The sequence below is a fragment of the Pseudarthrobacter sp. S9 genome (genome assembly GCF_050156545.1).
Taxonomy (GTDB): domain Bacteria; phylum Actinomycetota; class Actinomycetes; order Actinomycetales; family Micrococcaceae; genus Arthrobacter.
The window spans coordinates 4,416,358-4,434,538 of the sequence record NZ_CP189576.1 but is presented as its reverse complement, the minus strand read 5'-3'; the positions used below and the strand labels follow the sequence as shown (position 1 = coordinate 4,434,538).

General features: G+C 67.2%; 16 protein-coding genes and 3 pseudogenes. 5 read left to right on the top strand and 14 right to left on the bottom strand.

Annotated features, from left to right (window positions below; translation table 11 throughout):
• Positions 1-417 precede the first annotated feature (417 nt).
• Together ACQCSY_RS21310 and ACQCSY_RS21305 are read right to left on the bottom strand one after the other, a co-directional pair.
• Positions 418-1,593 carry a carboxylate-amine ligase gene (locus tag ACQCSY_RS21310; RefSeq protein ID WP_427131958.1) on the bottom strand — a complete coding sequence of 392 codons (1,176 nt, stop codon included), beginning with the start codon at positions 1,591-1,593 and terminating at the stop codon, positions 418-420.
• Positions 1,594-1,778: 185 nt separating this feature from the next.
• Positions 1,779-2,029: pseudogene (locus ACQCSY_RS21305) on the bottom strand (amylosucrase); the annotation flags it as partial.
• 288 nt (positions 2,030-2,317) lie between these two features.
• Here ACQCSY_RS21305 and ACQCSY_RS21300 point away from each other — a divergent pair.
• Positions 2,318-3,067 carry an ABC transporter permease gene (locus ACQCSY_RS21300; protein WP_427131956.1) on the top strand — a complete coding sequence of 250 codons (750 nt, stop codon included), beginning with the start codon at positions 2,318-2,320 and terminating at the stop codon, positions 3,065-3,067.
• Between the two features lie 31 nt (positions 3,068-3,098).
• Here ACQCSY_RS21300 and ACQCSY_RS21295 read toward each other — a convergent pair whose 3' ends face one another.
• On the bottom strand, positions 3,099-3,602 hold the full coding sequence (locus tag ACQCSY_RS21295; RefSeq protein ID WP_427131954.1) for an HtaA domain-containing protein: 504 nt from the start codon (positions 3,600-3,602) through the stop codon (positions 3,099-3,101).
• Positions 3,603-3,787: 185 nt separating this feature from the next.
• Between ACQCSY_RS21295 and ACQCSY_RS21290 the strand changes: the two genes are divergently transcribed.
• Together ACQCSY_RS21290 and ACQCSY_RS21285 are read left to right on the top strand one after the other, a co-directional pair.
• Positions 3,788-4,768 (top strand): S1C family serine protease, encoded by a 981-nt coding sequence (locus ACQCSY_RS21290; protein ID WP_427131952.1) that lies wholly within the window; start codon positions 3,788-3,790, stop codon positions 4,766-4,768.
• 466 nt (positions 4,769-5,234) lie between these two features.
• Complete coding sequence (locus tag ACQCSY_RS21285; protein ID WP_427131950.1) at positions 5,235-6,077, top strand: AfsR/SARP family transcriptional regulator; 843 nt, start codon at positions 5,235-5,237, stop codon at positions 6,075-6,077.
• 141 nt (positions 6,078-6,218) lie between these two features.
• Here the strand turns inward: ACQCSY_RS21285 and ACQCSY_RS21280 are convergent.
• Positions 6,219-6,599, bottom strand: a pseudogene (locus ACQCSY_RS21280) (pyruvate dehydrogenase); the annotation flags it as partial.
• 254 nt (positions 6,600-6,853) lie between these two features.
• A pseudogene (locus tag ACQCSY_RS21275) lies at positions 6,854-7,863 on the bottom strand (1-aminocyclopropane-1-carboxylate deaminase).
• A gap of 386 nt (positions 7,864-8,249) precedes the next feature.
• Here ACQCSY_RS21275 and ACQCSY_RS21270 point away from each other — a divergent pair.
• On the top strand, positions 8,250-8,903 hold the full coding sequence (locus ACQCSY_RS21270) for a GntR family transcriptional regulator (protein WP_427131948.1): 654 nt from the start codon (positions 8,250-8,252) through the stop codon (positions 8,901-8,903).
• 197 nt (positions 8,904-9,100) lie between these two features.
• Complete coding sequence (locus ACQCSY_RS21265) at positions 9,101-9,361, top strand: hypothetical protein (RefSeq protein ID WP_427131946.1); 261 nt, start codon at positions 9,101-9,103, stop codon at positions 9,359-9,361.
• A gap of 37 nt (positions 9,362-9,398) precedes the next feature.
• Here the strand turns inward: ACQCSY_RS21265 and ACQCSY_RS21260 are convergent, their stop codons facing one another.
• From ACQCSY_RS21260 to ACQCSY_RS21220, 9 genes are all read right to left on the bottom strand, one after another.
• Positions 9,399-10,019, bottom strand: a complete 621-nt coding sequence (locus ACQCSY_RS21260; RefSeq protein ID WP_427131944.1) for an L-threonylcarbamoyladenylate synthase — start codon at positions 10,017-10,019, stop codon at positions 9,399-9,401.
• A 146-nt stretch (positions 10,020-10,165) separates the two neighbouring features.
• Complete coding sequence (locus ACQCSY_RS21255) at positions 10,166-11,293, bottom strand: XdhC family protein (protein WP_427131942.1); 1,128 nt, start codon at positions 11,291-11,293, stop codon at positions 10,166-10,168.
• Positions 11,294-11,302: 9 nt separating this feature from the next.
• Complete coding sequence (locus ACQCSY_RS21250; RefSeq protein ID WP_427131940.1) at positions 11,303-12,013, bottom strand: SRPBCC family protein; 711 nt, start codon at positions 12,011-12,013, stop codon at positions 11,303-11,305.
• Between the two features lie 18 nt (positions 12,014-12,031).
• A complete protein-coding gene (locus tag ACQCSY_RS21245) occupies positions 12,032-13,270 on the bottom strand; it encodes a vWA domain-containing protein (RefSeq protein ID WP_427131938.1) in 1,239 nt (412 codons plus the stop codon).
• Positions 13,263-14,186 (bottom strand): AAA family ATPase, encoded by a 924-nt coding sequence (locus ACQCSY_RS21240; RefSeq protein ID WP_427131936.1) that lies wholly within the window; start codon positions 14,184-14,186, stop codon positions 13,263-13,265. The genes ACQCSY_RS21245 and ACQCSY_RS21240 overlap by 8 nt, the downstream gene beginning before the upstream one ends.
• A complete protein-coding gene (locus ACQCSY_RS21235) occupies positions 14,183-14,338 on the bottom strand; it encodes a hypothetical protein (RefSeq protein ID WP_427131934.1) in 156 nt (51 codons plus the stop codon). Before ACQCSY_RS21235 ends, ACQCSY_RS21240 begins: the two co-directional genes overlap by 4 nt.
• Entirely contained in the window at positions 14,322-15,281 is a 960-nt protein-coding gene (locus tag ACQCSY_RS21230; protein WP_427131932.1) for an XdhC family protein, read from the bottom strand. Before ACQCSY_RS21230 ends, ACQCSY_RS21235 begins: the two co-directional genes overlap by 17 nt.
• 1 nt (position 15,282) lies before the next feature.
• Positions 15,283-17,676 (bottom strand): aerobic carbon-monoxide dehydrogenase large subunit, encoded by a 2,394-nt coding sequence (locus ACQCSY_RS21225; protein ID WP_427131930.1) that lies wholly within the window; start codon positions 17,674-17,676, stop codon positions 15,283-15,285.
• Complete coding sequence (locus tag ACQCSY_RS21220; RefSeq protein ID WP_427131928.1) at positions 17,673-18,176, bottom strand: (2Fe-2S)-binding protein; 504 nt, start codon at positions 18,174-18,176, stop codon at positions 17,673-17,675. Before ACQCSY_RS21220 ends, ACQCSY_RS21225 begins: the two co-directional genes overlap by 4 nt.
• Positions 18,177-18,181: the final 5 nt, after the last annotated feature.

Sequence of the window (18,181 nt, the reverse complement as noted above, 5' to 3'; positions counted from 1 at the left end):
GAGTCGCGGTCCAACCGTAACTGCTCACCCGATACGAGGTACCGGTCGAGTACCGGGAGTCCAGGATCCAGGATCCGGCGGGCCTAATGCACCACCTTGCGCAGCTGAACGCCCGCCGCAGTCGGGTCCGGCCGTGGCCACAGACCCGGGGCCAACACCAGAAGCTTGACGACGGCCTTCGCCTTACGCAGACGCCACTCCCCATCCGCGATGTCCCGCGCGCCCACCGACACCCGGAAGCCGCCTAGCAACCGAATCCGGCCCCGCCCCCGAACACCCTAGTCACTCATCTAGAATCCCACCTCCACGCCGTCAATGGGGTCGCGGGCGTTGCTGGGCTCTGAACAGATCAGCGGGACATAACGGCACGCCTGAATTCAACGGCAAGAATGCTCCGCTCGTCGGACGCTGAGCGGGCTATCCGGTAACCATTCTCTGGGGCAGGTCAATCTGTTTTTGTGCGGTTTTGCCAGAGGCAGGGCTGTAGGAGGTGGCAGGCAATTGGTGCGTGAGGCTGGTCGCGTGGGCGACGACGTCGGAAAGTTGCCCCCTTCGTCCAAAGGCTTTGCGTTGCTGCTCGGTTCCGGTTCCATCACGGAGGATCCGTTCGAGCGAATCCGCCACGAAGGCGTCGTCCCCTGCTTCGTCCAGGGCGTCCCGGACGTGGTCATGGAGCACGCCAATGACGTAAGCCGCACTATCCGGCCGGTGGGTCTGCGGGTTGAGCAGGTCGCCGCGGACGCCCCACCGGCTGGCCCTGAACGCTCCCTGGCGCAGGAGCGCGGTCGGAATCCTGTCCGCCGGCTTTCCGGCCTTCCATTCACGGGCGGCGGTCTCCACCAGGGCCCGCACCAGGGCCGCCAGCAGGACTGTGTCGTCCGGGTTGAGGCAAACGTCGGCGACCCGGATTTCGACGGTGGGGTAGTTGCGGGACAGGCGGGCGTCGAAGTCCGGAACCGTGACGACGCCCGTGCTCAGGAGGTCGCCCATCAGCTCGTGGTAGGCCTGCGCCGAGCCGAAGGTGTCCGTGGGGCCTGCTGTGGGCCACCGGTTCCATGCCTGGGTGCGGAAGCTCGCATACCCGCTGTCGGCGCCGTTCCAGAACGGGGAATTCGTGCTCAGCGCAATCAACGGCGCCAGCCAGCCCCGGATGCGGTCCAGGACTCCGATGCCTTCTTCGTCCGAGCTGACGGAGACGTGGATGTGGCAACCACAGGTCAATTGCTCGCGGGCCGTCAGGGCAAACATGTCCATCATCGCGTCATAGCGGCTGTTGGACGTGGCATGGGGCGTGACAGGGTGCGGGGAGGTTCCGAGCGCCGCAATCCGCGCCCCCGCCATCTGGGCCAGAGAGTCGGCGTATGTCCGGCCGGCCCGTATCTCGGCGCCGAGTTCGCTCAGGCTGCTGTGCGGGTGCGTGACGGCCTCAATCTGTTCCTGCTGGAGCTCGGGGGTGAGGATCAGTTGGCGGGATAGCCCCGTCATCTGCCCGTCAAGTTCGTGGAGGCGCAGCACCTCCCCGGCCAAAGGCAGCGGCTTGCCGCTGTCGGGACTGACAATCAGGAATTCTTCTTCGACACCAAAGGTACGCATCCGCCCAGTGTGACCCATATCAGCTAATGCACACAGTCGAGGCCCGGGTCGGCGACGGGAAGTCACAGGGCTTGACACATCGTCTAAATGACATCTTGGTGTACTAGAACCGCCCTCCGGAGTGAGAAGTGTCTTTCTTTCAACACCGAAGAGGGGCGTTGTTAAAGTGCAGTTCAGAATCCACCGTAGGCGAGCAGAATCCGGCCGACCGCCTGCGGGCGGACCCGTACTCCAGCCCGCAGAGCGACGCCGTCGTCCCGGAAATCCGGCAATCCCCGGTGCGCGGGTTGTCCTGGAAGGGGACTCCGCGGGCGAAGCTGCCCGGGAAGCCGTTGACGGAGAAGGAGTTCAGGAACCGCCGGTGGTCGAAGCCGTTGATGCCCAGCTCGGCGGCGTCCTGTTCGGCGAACGTCCAGCCGATGTCCGGCAGAGTTCGGAAAATGGCTGTCGAACCGTTGCTCGAAATCGGCCCAGTCCGGGCCTTCGCGCACGATCCCCGCACCCGAGGCCAAGGCGCTGTGCAGATGCTGCCGGGATTCGTGGCCCACACCGGCGGATTCAACCACGGAGGGTCTCGTTCGACGAAGTTCGGCCCCGACCGCGCCAGGTAAGTTCACATCCTTACAGATGGGCCGGCGGCTGCCCAGCGCGGGGGGACGTGTTTCGGCCGCGGAGAACCGTTCCGCCGGAGCTGCTCCCGGCAGGCGGTCTATAGGCTGGGCTGATGACCGGGCTTGCTGACTTCGTTCCGACGCTGCTGGGCGTCGGGCTCCTGATGCTGCTGACAGTGGCGCTCCTCACGGTTTTCCGGGCGCCGCACAGCGCCGCGCCGGCCCTCGCCATACTTCGCGGCGCGGCGCAGCTGGCCGTTATCAGCCTGATTCTCGGCGGTGTGATAAGCAGCCCGGCCTGGGTCGCAGTCGCACTTCTCGTTATGTTCACCGTGGCCGCCGCGACGGCCGCACGACGCCTCGGTTGGGGCTGGACCCGTCTGGCGGTGGTCGGCGGATCGATGGCCGCGGGCATCACGGTTACCCTAGTGATCGTTTTCGGCACGGGGGCGATCGCGTTCACGCCCCGGTACGCACTTGCCATTGGAGGGATCGTGATCGGCAACGCGATGACTATCGCCACGCTCGCCGGCCGGCATCTTGCCGAGACCGTGAACGAGCGGTGGGACGAGGTTGAAGCGTGGCTGGCGCTGGGCGCGACGCGACGGCAGTCGACGCTCGAGCTGGCGCGGCGCGCCGTGTATTCCGCCCTCATTCCGTCGACCGATCAGACCAAGACGACGGGCCTGGTCACCCTGCCGGGGGCGTTCGTCGGTGCGATCTTCGGGGGAGTGTCGCCCTTGGAGGCGGGGCGTTTCCAGATCGTTGTGCTCGCCTCGATCATGGCGGCGGGCTCGATTACCGCCGTCGCACTCATCCGGATCCTCGCGCCGGTGCGGGTGCGCCCCGCGCGGCCCCGGTAAGGACAGCCCCGCTCCGGCGAGCGCCGACGTCTTACGCCGGCACCCGGATGAAAAGCGGGTCCATCGGCTGTCCGGCCGCGTACTGGCCGTCGAACAGTTCCGACCCTTCGGGGGAGATCACGACGTCGACGTGCTCCCAGACCAGGAACCCGTCCACTTCGCGGGGCGTCGAGGCGCGCAGGAACCCCACCGCGGTGCGGTCGTGCCCGCCGCCGTCGCCGGTGCTGATGGACAGGATCCCGCGGCCGCCGTGGAATTCGATCCACGGGTCCAGCAGTCGGACGAACATCATTCCGTGGTGCCCGGCGACGCGGACGTCTCCCCGGAAGCGCAGCGTGCCCGAGCCTCGGGCGACGTCGTAGTCGGAGCTCTCGGGGGCGAAGCAGAACCCACTGGACTCGGTCGCCGTGGCGCCGTCGGCCGTGGAGACGGCACCGTCCGGCAGCCCCCTGATGTAGGCGATGAAGCTGCGCTTGATCCCCCAGGTGAGACCCAGCGGGGGCAGCGGATCGGGTGAAACGGACGCTGGGTTCACGTAGGTTCTCCTGTGGCTGTCGGGCTGGTCTACTTCCGAGCCTAGCCGCGGATCGGCGGCGGGATGAACTGTTGCCCCGGAGCCGCTTCATCCGGCGCATTTCTCTGAAGGCGTAGGCGGCGCAGGACTACCGCCGCGGCGCCGGTGGTTGACTTAGATAAGTACCGGTTTGTAGGAGGTGCACGGTGGCCACAGCCATCAGCAGGGTGTCCGGATCCGACGCGTCCGAGGACCCGCTGGATTCTTATTCCGCAACGGTTATCCGCGTGGCCGAGGCTGTCACGCCACACGTCGCCGCGATCGAGATGACGGGCAACGGACGCAACGGCAGGTTCCGGGTAGGGGCCGGCTCCGCCGTCCTGTTTACGTCCGACGGTTACCTCGTCACCAACGCCCACGTCGTGGGCGGTACCCAGGGCGGTCACGCGGTCTTCGCCGACGGCACCAGGACGGCTGTGGAGGTGGTAGGCGCGGACCCGCTCTCGGATCTCGCCGTGGTCCATGGCAAGGCTCCCACCGCGACGCCGGCGGAACTGGGCGACGCCGAGTCGCTGAAGGTCGGGCAGCTGGTCATCGCCGTGGGCAACCCCCTGGGGCTCTCGGGCTCCGTCACAGCCGGCGTGGTCAGCGGCCTGGGCCGTTCGATCCCGGTCTGGTCGGGACGGAACCGGCGCATGATCGAGGACGTCATCCAGACCGATGCGGCCCTCAATCCAGGCAGCTCGGGAGGCGCGCTGGCCGATGCCCGGGGCCGGATCGTTGGCATCAACACTGCCGTGGCTGGAATGGGGCTGGGCCTGGCTGTTCCTGTGAACGCCACCTCCCGGCGGATCATCGCCTCGCTGCTAAAGGACGGGCGCGTCCGGCGCGCCTATCTTGGCCTGGTGAACACGCCCATCCAGCTGCAGCCCAGCGCGGTGGTCCGGACGGGCCACCGGGAGGGGCTGCTCGTCGTCGAAGTCCTCACGGGCTCGCCCGCCGAACGTGCGGGGCTGCGCGCCGGTGACGTTGTCCTGAGCGTCGGGCAGAGGTCAGTTTCCAACGCCGAGAGCCTGCAGAAGCTGCTCTTCGCCGAAGCCATCGGGGCGCCCCTCGACCTGGCCGTGCTCCGCGAGGGAGTGGAGCTGCATCTGGTGGCGGTGCCCGAGGAGATGACCGAGAAGTAGGGCGAATCCCCCAAAGCGTGGACGGGCCGATCGATGAAATCTCCCGGCTGAACCCTTGGTTTTCGCTCCGTGGAGCGGCTCGGGAAAGTACTTGAAGCCACACGATTTTGGCCCGCAAAAATACTTGTTCCGGGGACCAAGTACCTGCTAAGCGGTCCGCGGGCTTACTCGACGGTACTGGTACTGGTACGCGTCTTTTTCCGGGCGAAAGATCGGGTAGCTACAGCGCTTGTTGCGCCATGTCTGGCGTGTAACGGTGTCATTGGAATGTCGGAGGGAACAAGGGTCTCAGTACCGCCTGGTTCCGTTGGAGTTCCGGCCTTCCACCAAGCGATTAAGTTCGTTTTACCTGGGGAAATCGGAGAACATCGTGGAAAACCTGACCGGAAGTACACCCTCAATTTCGGTTCGCCTTTTCGGAACGTTTGAGGTGCGCCGGGAGGGCGTAGCCCTCACAGCCGCGGACATGGGCGGATGCAAGCCCCGGCACATTCTGGAAATACTACTGCTGAATCTCGGAACGCCTGTTTCGAAGACCCGCCTGATCGAAATTCTCTGGGGCGCCGGTGCCAGTGACGGCTCCGTCGCGACACTCGAGAGCTACGTCAGCGGCATCCGCCGCGCAATCCAGCCGGGCCAGACCAAGACCGGCCCGCTCCGCACGGCGAACAGCGGCTACGTCCTGGATCCACAGCTCGTGGATCTGGATCTGTTTCGCTTCCGTCAGCTGGTCCGCACCGCCGTTGAGTCGGCTCCCGCTGACGCGTACCTGCTGCTGCTCCAGGCGCTGGAAATCTCTGCCGAGCCGCTGCTGGGGTTCGAGCTCGCCTCCGACTGGGCCGAAGAGGCGCGCACACGCCATGCGGCCGATAAAGTGGCGGCACAGATCTTCGCCGCGGAAACCGCAGCACTATTGGGCAAGCCTGACGACGCCGTCAATCTGGCCCAGGCAGCCATCCGGTCCGAGCCCCTCAATGAAAGGGCGTGGACCGTGCTGGTGACGGCCTACGAACAGGCCGGCCTGCCGGTGGAGGGCCTGTCAGCGTATGACCGCTGCCGCCGGCTCTTCGACCGGGATCTGGGCTGCGCGCCCGGCCCGGCCCTGCAGGAGGCGCATCTGAGGCTCCTGCGGCAGCGCGCCGAAGGCAACACCGAACTGTCCGAGGTCCTCGCGGCGCTGCTCTATCTGGGGGAGCGCTTGAACGGGCCCAAGAACCGGCAACTGCCGGCTGCAGAGTCAAGGCGCATGCATGAGAACGCCGGGCGGGTCCTTGATTCATTCCTCCAGCGCGTCCGGGCCGCCGTCTGACGGGACCACGCCCTCATCTCGTATGATGTGGTGTCCGGCTGCGGCGCGGTCCACCCTGGAACGCAGGTAGACGGGCACGGCGGTCGCGTCAGCCAGCCGCGTCAACCACCGACGAGCGGGTGCCATGCTCGGCCGTAAAAGCTATCCCAAGGACAGCCGCTCCCGCAGTTCCGGCCCGCCTGGCTGCAGGAATGACGACTGGATCCGGCGGCCCCATTTGCAGGTCAAAACCTGCCACCCCGCCGCGGCGAACATGCCCTGCAGCCGTTCGACCCGTACGTCGGGGATGACGCGGTCAAGGGACTGGCGGTTCAGGTCCTCAATCCAAAACAGCTCCCCGAGCTGCCGGGCTCCCGGGTCCGTGACGGCCTCCCACACGGCACCTTCGTCCAGTTCCGCGTCCCCGAGGGGACTGATAAAACGCCCGGCCCTGGGCGTGTCAGGGAACTGGTCGCTGACGTACCGGTGGGACATCGCCGCCCACAGCGGAGCCGGGGCCCCGATACCGACGCTGCTCGTGGAGAAGTCAACCGTGTCGGGGTCCTTGAGCCGGCTGGGTTAGCTCTGCAGGCCGCCCTTGGAACGAAGTGTGCCCAGATAGCCCTCTTCCAGTTCTCCGAGCAGATAGCTGATCGAGTGAAGGACAGGGTGGCTCCGGCAGAAAGCGGCCTCTCATTGACCGACGGCTCGGCAGCCGAGGGAGACCCGGTACTTTTTGTGGTGGTCATGCGGGTTCCTTTTGCAGCGGATCCATGATGGGCCTGTCCTCTCACCCTTCAGGAGCGGAAGAGCCCGCTGTAGGCGTTGAGTGCAAGCTGGCCGCCGAGGTGGGCGTAGAGCACGTTGCTGCCGGCCGGAATCTCCCGGCTTTTCACCAGTTCGATGAGCCCGGCAAGGGACTTGCCCTCGTAGACGGGGTCGGTGATCATCGCCTCGAGTGAGGCGCCGAGGCGGATGGCTTCGAGGGTGGAATCCACAGGAATTCCGTAGAGATCCCCGGCCCAGCCTTCCATGACGTTGATTTCGTCGTCGCGGAGATCCCGGCCCACTCCGATCAGTTCGGCGGTGTTCCGGGCAATGCGTTCGACCTGGTCGCGGGTCTTCTGCAGGGTCGCTGAGGCGTCAATGCCGATGACGCGGCGGGGTTTGTCCTGACCGGCGAATCCGGCGATCATGCCGGCGTGGGTGGAACCCGTGACCGTGCAGACGACGATGGTGTCGAAGAAGACGCCGAGCTCCCGCTCCTGTTGTTCCACCTCGTAGGCCCAGTTCGCGAAGCCCAGCCCGCCCAGCTTGTGGTCTGAACCGCCGGCCGGAATCGCGTACGGCGTCCGCCGGCGGCCTTGACCTTCTCGATGGCGTTTTCCCAGCTGCTGCGGATGCCGATGTCGAAACCCGCGCTGTCCAGCCGGACGTCGGCTCCCATGAGGCGCGAGAGCAGGATGTTGCCGACGCGGTCCGAAAGCGGATCCGGCCAGTCAACCCAGTTTTCCTGGACCAGACGGGCTTTCAAACCGAGTTTCGCGGCCACTGCCGCAACCTGGCGTGTGTGGTTGGACTGGTAGCCGCCAATGGACACGAGCGTGTCCGCGCCTTGCGCCAGGGCATCAGGGACAAAATATTCCAGTTTGCGGGTCTTGTTGCCGCCGAACGCCAACCCGCTATTGACGTCCTCGCGCTTGGCCCAGATCTGGGCCCCGCCGAGGTGGGCGTTGAGCCGGGGCAGCGGGTGGATGGGGCTGGGTCCGAACGTCAGGGGGTAGCGCTCAAAATCGGTGATGGCCATTGAAAGTCCTTAGGGTTGCAGATTGTGGAAGTTCGAGCGCCGGACCGCGATCACCGTGATGAGCTCCGGCGACATCGTCGTGACGGATGTCGGCTTCGGCAGCCACCACTGGGCGCTTGGTCAGCGGGGGGCTTCATCTATAAACATCCAACATGTAATATATTGCAGTCTGTTGCTCCCGACTTGTCAAGACCCCCGGACGCCTTCGCAGGTCCAGGCGACTTCCTGCCGTCGGCCCGGCTTCTTCTGCGCGTCTTCTGCTCGCCATCGCGCAGAAGGCCCCGGATCTTTGCAGTGCGCTTTTACGGCGCCGCGTCGAAGGGCCGTCTTTTTTCGCCAAGGCACAGGTGGACCAACTCCACCGAGTGTGATATATCATATTTTGCATGCCTATCCCCTCCCAGCATGGCGTCCACAAGCGATCACTCCTCCGGGACAATGTTTTTGGCTCGATCCGCGACGCAATCGTGGATGGCACGTTTGCGCCCGGTGAACGTCTGAAGGACACTGAGCTCGAGACCTGGTTAGGGGTCAGCCGGACGCCGATCCGCGAGGCGTTGCTGCGATTGGAACGCGCCGGCCTGGTGGTCGCCGTACCTGGGAAAGCCACCATTGTTGCCCCATACGACCTGACTTCCACCGTCAATGCTCAGCGGGTCGTGGCTGCGATGCATGAACTCGCCGCCCGGCTGGCTGTCCCGTTGATCACAGAAGATTCGATAGCCGCCATGGTCACAGCCAATCGGCGGTTTGAAAAGGCGCTCGAACGCCTTGATGTTGAAGCAGCGCTGAGTTCTGATGATGAGTTTCATGCCGTATTCGTCGCGCTCAGCGGCAACGATGTGCTCCAGGAAGTCCTGGAGCAGACAACGCCGATAATTCGCCGGATTGAGCGGATGCGCTTCGGATCCTTTACCGCCCGGGATTCAGTATCCCAACATGCCAAGATCATTGAGCACACCCGGCGCGGTGATGTTGAGGCCACTGCTATCGCCTGCCGGGAAAACTGGCTTTCCCTGCGCTTCGCGCTCAGCCAGTAACGCCGGCTGCGCGCTTGAGTTCGCCTGTGCACGGGTGCGTGACCGCAACGACTAGCTCCCGGGACATTGAGTCCCGCGGGGAAGGCGGAGTTAGCTTCATCACGCGGCCGGGATTCTCCGGAAATCCGGCCGCTGGCAGCCGCATACTTGGAGTGACCCCGGCGGACTTTCCCCTCCGCCAGGCATGAGGAGGGTCCATGGAAACCTTGAAAAACGTCGTCACGAACGAGTACTTTCCCGCGGCCGCCGTGCTGTCTGGGGTGGTCCTTTTCTGGGCCCTTGGCCTGCTCGGCGGACTGTCCCTGCTGAGCACCAGGCAGACGCTGGTCACCACTCTGAGCTGGCTGCTGTTCGTCTACGCCGCCGCGGTTCTCTCGCCCCTCGCGGGACTCCTGGCCGCCGTCGACCTCATCCGCCGGTGGCTGCGGAACCGTCAGCCGCCCGCCGCTTCGCACTAGGTTGCGACTACCCGGGAGGCAGCGGTTCCGCGTGCCCCTATTCGAAGCGCGAAGGGTCGCCCATTCCGCGCCGGACGATCTCCGCGACGCCGCTGGAAAAGTCGATGACCGTGGTCGGCTCCGCACCGCAGTCGCCGGAATCGATCACGGCATCAACCACGTGGTCGAGGCGTTCCTTGATTTCCCAGCCCTGCGTGAGCGGTTCCTCTTCGTCCGGGAGCAAAAGTGTGCTGGACAGCAGCGGTTCGCCCAGCTCGGCCAGCAGCGCTTGCACCACGTGGTTGTCCGGGATGCGCACGCCGACGGTCTTCTTCTTCGGGTGCAGCAGCCGCTTGGGGACCTCCTTGGTGGCGGGCAGGATGAAGGTGTAGCTGCCCGGGGTTACGGACTTGATGCTGCGGAAGACATCGTTGTCGATCTGGACAAACTGCCCTAATTGCGCGAAGTCCTTGCAGACCAGGGTGAAGTGGTGCTTGTCATCAAGATGCCGGATCGCGCGGATCCTGTCCAGGGCGTCCCTGTTCCCCAGCTGCGCACCGAGGGCGTAACAGGAGTCGGTGGGATAGGCGATCAGGCCGCCTGACCGCACGATGTCCACCACCTGGTTAATGGAGCGCTGCTGGGGGTTTTCGGGGTGCACATCGAAGTATCTCGCCATGCCAAGAGCTTACGCCCGACGGCGGTCTGCGCACCCTGGCTGCCAGTACGGCCATCGACGCCGCGCCGACGAGTTCCAGAAGACCGGGTACAGCGTCGTTGCCAGCAACAGTGCGCAGTCAAAGCTGCTGACAGGGTGCTGCCCAATCAATGTTGTTCGTCGTGGTGGATCCGCTCGCCGAGTTGCCGCAACGGCTCCCCGCTGCCGCTCCACTGCTTGGCGATGAACTCGGCGGCGATGGACACCGCCGTCTCCTCCGGCGTGCGCGCGCCCAGGTCCAGGCCAACGGGGCTGTGGAGTCTGGACAGCTCGGCCTCGCCCAGTCCGGCCTGGCGCAGGCGGGCGATCCTGTCCTCATGGGTCCGGCGGGAACCCATCGCGCCGATGAAGGCTACGGGGCTGCCTCGGAGGGCGACTTCCAAGAGCGGGATATCGAACTTCGGGTCATGCGTGAGGACACAGATGACGGTCCGCTCGTCCACCAGGCCCTTGGAGAGCTGCCCGGCCAGATACCGGTGCGGCCACGCGTTGACTACTTCCGCCGCGTCGGGGAACCTGGCGGGCGTGGCGAAAATCGCCCGAGCGTCGCAGACCGTCACGCGGTAGCCCAGGAAGGTTCCCAGCCGGGCCAGCGCGGCGGCGAAGTCGATGGCGCCGAACACAAGCATCCGCGGCGGCGGCGCGTAGCTTGCGAAGAACACCCGCATGCCGGTGTCGAGCCGTTCGCCGTCGAGGCCGTAGCTCAGGATGCCGGACCGGCCGGCGGCGAGCAGGCCCTGGGTGTCATCGCCGACGGCGTGATTGGTCCGCTCGGAGCCGAGGTCGCCCTCGAACCCGTCCGGCCTGACCACGAGGTGCCGGCCCAGCCGGCTCCTGTCCGGGTGCTCGATCACCGTGGCGACCCCCACCCGCCGCCCGGCAGCGATGTCCTGCCCGACGTCGTGGAGCTCGGCAAAGTGCTGCCGGGAGACCGGTTCAACGAAGATGTCGATGATTCCGCCGCAGGTCAGGCCCACCGCGTAGGCGTCGTCGTCGCTGATCCCGTAGCGCACCAGGACCGGAGTGCCGTCTTCCTTGACCTGGGTGGCGAGCTCATAGACCGCGCCCTCGACGCAACCTCCGGAGACCGAGCCGACGGCGTCGCCGTCGGCGGTGACCAGCATGGACGCCCCCGGGAGTCTCGGGGCGGACTTGAAGGTGCTCACGACAGTGGCCAGGCCGGCGGTGCTGCCCTTCCGCCAGCCCGGCATCATGGCTGCCAGGACGTCGCGCATCTGCGCGCCTCAGTGCCTGCCGCACAGCCGGAGCAGCCGGAACGCCGAGCGGCGTCCCGCCCAGTAGGCGAGGCACGCCGCCACTGCCATGAGGCCGAGGACCTTCCCGGGGTTGGAGAGCTGATCCGCGGCGATGCCCTTGGCAAGGCCCATGGCGTCCAGGCTGCCTCCCGGGGCAGCGGCCTTCCGGCCGGCAGCGGGCGGCACAGCAGCGGGACTTGCAGCCGTGGGAACTGCCCCCGCCGGCACGGAGACAGCGGCTTGCTCCGGCGCCACCTCGGCCAGCATGGCCTGCAGGTTTGCGGCGAAGAGGGACATCATCTGCTCCGTGACGCTCCCGATCACGCCCTTTCCCATGGCTGCGGCCTTGCCGGAGAGTGCCAGTTCCGCGTTGACGGTCCCTCGCGTGGTGCCGCCGTCTTCCGCGAGCACCAGGGTGACCGTTGCCTCGGCGGTGCCCTGCCCGCGGGCTTCCTGGGCCTTTCCGCCGAGCACTGCGCGGTGGGCGGCCGCATCGCGTTCAACGACGTTCAGCAGCCCCTTGTATTGCATGCTTACCGGGCCCAGCTTCACGGTCATGCCCACCTGGTAGGCGTCGTCCGAGAGCTTGTTCAGGATCTTGGCCCCGGGGAGGCAACCAGCCACCCGTTCGAAGTCCATAAGCGTGTCCCACACCTGGTCGATCGGTGCGACTACCGAGAACGTGCTGTCTATCTGCATTAGCTTGTCCCTTGCCTCTCACGTGTTGACTGGCCCACGCCCGCGGATTGCGGCTGCCACCTCTGCCAAAGCCGTGTAGCTGTGTCCGCTGACGAATGCATCGCAGTAGGGCAGGGCCGCTGCCATCCCGCCCACCAAAGGCTGGTACTGCGGCGCAGCCTTGCGGGGATTCACCCAGATGATCCTGTACGCCAGTCTGCGCAGCCGCGCCATCTGCGCCGCCACCTGCTCGGGATCCTCCTCGGCCCAGCCGTCCGAGAACACCACCACCACCGCGCCCCGCGCCAGACCGCGGCGGCCGTGTTCATCCACGAACCGTCGGAGGCTCTCGGCGATCCGGGTACCGCTGGCCCAGCCGGGGGCAGCGGCAGCGGCCCGGGCCAGCGCTTTATCGGGATCGCGCAGCATGAGTGGCCGGGTCAGCCGGGTCAGCCGGGTGGAGAAGACGAACGCCTCGGCCCCCGCGCCGGCCACCGCGCCCTGCAGCAGCGACACGAACACGCGGGCATAGGGTTCCATCGAGCCGGAAACGTCGCAGAGCAACACGAGTTTGCGCCGTTGCTCACGGCGGCGGGCATACAGCAGCCGGGTCGTGTCGGAACCGGACCGCCGGGCCGCGCGCACCGTGGCGCGGACGTCCAGCCGTACGCTGCTGTGCGCGGACTTGTGCGTGCGGCGGCTCAGCCGGACCGGCGTCGCCAGCAGCATCCTGGCCGCCAGCCGCCTCACCTCGAGGACTTCACTGGGGGAGAGTTCAGCGAAGGACGTCCCGTGCAGGTGTTCCTCGGTCGAGGCCATGGCGAGCACGGCCTCCCGTTCAGGGTCGCTGGGGCCCTCGGAGCCGTCACGGCCGGCGGACGCCACCGCCGGATGCGGCTGCGGCCGGCCGGACGGATTCCCCGCCGCCCGTGCGTCGGCTGGGGCGGGCCGGGTTCGCGCCTCCGGCCCGAGCGATGGCGATGCGGCGGGTACTGCCGGGCCGCCCAGCTGCGCGGCGGGGTCGAATCCGGTGCGGAACACGGCAGCGAAGACGGCATCGAACACGGGTAGCTGCTCGCGCGCGGACACGAGCACCACGCGGCAGGTCCAGTAGAGCTGTTCGAGCCGGGCCGGAGGGACGAGGTGGAGTGCCTCGGCCAGCCGCGCCGCCCGGTCCGGAGAGCTCGAAAGGCCGGCCCGCCGCAGCTCCGTGATGAACGCGGCGGACAGGGCGGCCGCCTCAACCCTCGGCAGAACGGTTCCGGTGCCCTCAGCCATCTGTGCCCTCCACGAGCCAGGCGGCCCCCCGGGCGCCCACCAGCTCGAGGTCGTCGCGGTTCTTGACGATGGACCCCCAGGTCTGTTCGGCTGTCCCGGCGTCGATGCGTTCGACCCCCAGCACGGCGAGGGCCGAAACCCAGTCGATGGCCTCCGAAATCCCTGGTGGCTTGGCGAGGTCCAGGGTCCGCAGCCGGGTAATCACGGCAGCGGCCTGGAGGGCCAGCGGGCCGCTGCTGGCCGGCACCCGGCGGCGCACGATCTCGGCGATCCGGGCCGGCCCCGGGTAGTCGATCCAATGATAGAGGCAGCGGCGGGTCAGCGCGTCGTGCAGGTCCCTGGTCCGGTTGGACGTCAGGAGGACGATCGGGGGATGGGTGGCCCGGATAGTCCCCAGCTCCGGGATGGTGACGGCCGCCTCTGCCAGCAGTTCAAAGGTGAACGCCTCGAACTCGGCATCGGCACGGTCGATCTCATCCAGGAGGAGCACGGCGGGGCGTGGCCCGGGATGCTCGATCGCCTGCAGCAGCGGCCGGCGCAGCAGGTATTGCGGACCGAAGAGGTCGGTTTCGGTCACGGCGGCATCGCGGACCTCGGCCAGCCGGATCCCGAGGAGCTGGCGCTGGTGGTTCCATTCGTAGAGTGCCTCGCCGGCGTCGATGCCTTCGTAGCACTGCAGCCGGTACAGCGGCGTGTCCAGGAGCTGGGCCAGTGCCTTCGCCGCTTCCGTCTTGCCCACCCCGGCCTCACCTTCCAGGAGGATGGGCTGCGGCAGGCGGACGGCCAGGAACAGTGCCGTCGCCAGCCCGACGTCGGCCAGGTAGTCGTTCCGGTCCAGCGCCGCCATCAGTGACGCGACATCGGGCACCCGTCGCTGCACGTCCTCCTCCGCGCCGGACCGCGCCGCCGTGGTCATTCGGCCCCCAGGGGATCGCCCGGGAACCGGCGGAAATCTTCCCCGGCGTCCCCGTCCAGGCGGATGGAACCGGCCGCGCCGCCCAGTGCCAGGACCGTCTGGTGCGCGGGTCCAGGAAAGGTCTCGTGTCGCGGCTCAGACAGGGACGGCATAGCGCACAGGATCCTTGCGGAAGGCGGCCCGGCAGCCGGGCGAGCAGAAATACACAGTGGCGCCGTTGTACTGGATGTGCAGCGACGATTCGACGGCCGGCACGGACATGCCGCAGACCGGGTCGATCGCGCTCGCAGGCGCAGCCTGTGGAGCATCCGCCCGTGCCCCTGCGGGCGCGGTTGTTGGCGCCGGGGCAGCAGCGGCCGGCGCGGCCCGCCGTGCCTTGGACCGTTCCCCGATGAGCTGGGCAAGGATCGAGAGCGCGATCTCCCCGGGGGTCCTCGCCCCGAGCTGCAGGCCCGCCGGCGTGTACACCCGCGAGCGCAGCACGTCGTCGACGTCGAGGGAGTCCAGCACGGCGGCCCCGCGGGTCTCGCTGGCCACGAGGGCCACGTAAGGCACGCCGGTGCGCAGGGCAGCCTCCAGGGCGCCCTCCTCGGCCTTGCCGTGCGAGGCGACGATCAACGCCGCGTCGTCGCTCCGGGGGTCCGCCGCCTCGCCGTCGGTGAGCTCGACCGCCAGGCCGACGCCGGATCCCAGCGTCGCGAGGGCCTGCGCCACCGGCGTCGTGCCGACCACCAGGACGCGCGGCGCCGGAAGGCGCGGCTGGAGGAAAATCTCGATCGCCCCGCCGCTGAGGCACGAATTGGAGACCTCGACGGCGCCCTCCTCGGCGGTGCGGGACGGTACGCCGGGAACCACGCGCAACAGGAGCGGTTCCTGGGACACCAGCGCCTTTAGGCTGTACTCCCGCACGGATTCCTCGACGCAGCTTCCGCCCACGAATCCCTGGATCTCGCCGGTGGAGAGCACCAACGCGGTATCACCGGCGTGGGCGCTGGTCGGCCGCTGGGCGCGGACCACCGTGGCGTGGACGAACGGCTCACGGCGGCCGGCGAGTTCATCCGCCCGGGCCGCAAGGGACTCTGCGGTAGTGGACATCTCAGATCGGCGGCCTTGCCCGGCCCTGCATGGCGGCCCAGACGCGGGCCGGGGTGCAGGGCATGTCCATGTGCGTGACGCCGTAGGGTGCCAGGGCGTCGACGACCGCGTTCACGATTGCCGGCGGCGAGCCGACCGTCGCGGACTCACCGATGCCTTTCGCGCCGATCGGGTGGTGCGGGGACGGGGTGACGGTGAAGCCGGTCTCCCAGTCCGGTACCTCCATGGCCGTGGGGATCAGGTAGTCCATGAAGGACCCGCCGAGGCAGTTGCCGGCCTCGTCGAACTCGATGATCTCCATCAGGGCCATTCCGACCCCGTCGGTCAGCCCGCCGTGCACCTGGCCTTCGATGATCATCGGGTTGATCCGGGTTCCGCAGTCATCCACCGCGACGAAGCGCCGCACCTTGACGTGTCCGGTGCCCGGATCGACGTCGACCACGCAGATGTAGGCGCCGAACGGGAACGTCAGGTTCGGCGGGTCATAGGTCACCTCTGCGTCGAGGTTGCCATCCACCCCCTCCGGCAGGGCCACCGTGCCGTGCGCACCCATGGCGATTTCGGAGATGGTCTTCCCGACGCTGGGATCGCCCTTGACGAACCAGCGGCCCTTTTCCCATTCCAGGTCTTCGGGGCGGGTTTCCAGCATGGCTGCGGCGATCAGCTTGGCCTTCTCGCGGACCTTGCGGGCCACGAGGGCGACGGCGCCGCCGCTCACCGGTGTGGACCGGCTGCCGTAGGTGCCCAGGCCGAACGGGGTCTGGTCCGTGTCGCCGTGGACCACATCGATGTCCTCCGGCGGGATGCCGAGCTCTTCGGCGACGATCTGCGCGAACGTCGTCTCGTGGCCCTGCCCCTGGCTCTGCACCGAGATCCTGACAACGGCCTTGCCGGTCGGGTGGACCCGCAGCTCGGCGCCGTCGGCCATGCCCAGGCCCACGATGTCGAAGTGCTTGCGGGGTCCGGCGCCCACGGTTTCGGTGAAGAAGGCGACTCCGATGCCCATCAGCTCTCCGCGGGCCCGCTTCTCCTTCTGCTCACGCCGGAGCTCGTCGTAGCCGGCCATCTGCATGGACAGCCGCATGGCGGGTTCGTAGTTGCCGGAGTCGTAGACCCAGCCGGTCTTGTTGGCATAGGGGAACTGTTCGGGCTTGATGAAGTTCTTCAGCCGGAGTTCCGCCGGATCCATTTCCAGCTTGCGGGCCAGGATGTCCACCATCCGCTCGACCAGGTAGACGGCCTCGGTTACGCGGAAGGAACAGGCGTAGGCGACCCCGCCCGGCGCCTTGTTCGTGTAGACGCCCGTGACGGAACAGTAGGCGGCCTTGAGATCGTAGCTGCCGGTGAAAATGGAGAAGAAGCCGGCCGGGGTCTTGGTCGGCTGGGCGGTGGCGTTGAAGGCGCCGTGGTCGGCCAGCACGTGGGTCCGGACGGCGAGGATCTTGCCGTCTTTGGTGGCCGCGATCTCGCCCTGCATGATGTAGTCGCGGGCGAACGACGTCGACATCAGGTTTTCGGAGCGGTCCTCCACCCACTTCACCGGGCGGCCGGAGACGATCGACCCCACGACGGCGAGAATGTAGCCGGGATAAATGCCGACCTTGTTGCCGAACCCGCCGCCGATATCGGGGGAGACGATGCGGATCTTGTGCTCCGGGATGCCGGCGACAATCGCAAACAGGGTCCGGTGCGCATGGGGAGCCTGCGTCGTCTCGTAGAGAGTGAGTTTCCCGTTGACCGCATCAAAGTCGGCGACGGCGCCGCAGGTCTCCATGGGTGCCGGGTGAACCCTCGGATAGACGATCTCCTGGCTGACGACGACGTCGGCGGAGGCGAACACCGCCTCGGTTTCCGCTTTGTCGCCGATCTCCCAGTCGAAGATCCGGTTGTCCGTCCGGCCCGCGATCTCGTCGCGGATCACCGGGGCGTCCGCGTCGAGGGCTTTGCGCGCGTCGACCAGCGGCGGCAGGACGTCGTATTCGACGTCGATGAGCTCCAGGGCGTCCCGGGCGGCGTAGCGGTCCTCCGCGACGACGAAGGCGACCTCCTGCCCCTGGAACCGCACCTTGTCGGTGACGAGGACCGCCTGGACGTCCGCCGAGAGCGTCGGCGCCCACGCGAGCTTCAGTCCCACGAGGTCCTTGCCGGTGATCACGGCAACCACTTTGGGATGCGCCAGGGCGTTGGTCGTGTCGATGGATACCAGGCGCGCGTGCGCTACCGGGGCGCGCAGGATGGCACCGTGAAGCATCCCCGGCAGCACGATGTCGTCAAGATAGTGGCCTTTGCCCCGCACGAAGCGCGGGTCTTCCTTCCGCTGGATGCGGCCATAGCCGATCGGCCGGTCCTCGTCGCCGGCGGCCGGGTTGCTCGGCCGCTCGTGGATGACGGTCATGCCTTCACCTCTGTCTCTGCGGTCTCCGCGGTCTCCGTGCCGGCGGGGTGCGCGGCGGCCCACTGCACCGAGCGCACAATGGTTGCGTAGCCGGTGCACCGGCAGATCTGTCCGGAGATGGCCTGCCTGATCTCGGTGTCATCCGGGTGCGGATTCTTATCCAGCAGGGCCCGGGCGGTCAGCATCATGCCGGGGGTGCAGAATCCGCACTGCAGCCCGTGTTCCTCCATGAACCCCTGCTGGACGGGATCGAGGGTCCCGCCCGTGGCCAGTCCTTCGACCGTACGGATGTCATGCCCGGATGCCATGGCCGCGAGGACTGTACAGGACTTCACCGGCTGCCCGTCCATGAGGACCACGCACGTGCCGCAGTTGCTCGTGTCGCATCCCCAGTGGGTACCCGTCAGGCCCAGGACCTCGCGGATGTAGTGGACCAGCAGCACACGCGGTTCAATCTCACTCGTGACTTCGTTGCCGTTCACGGTCATGCTGATCTGCATCTGCT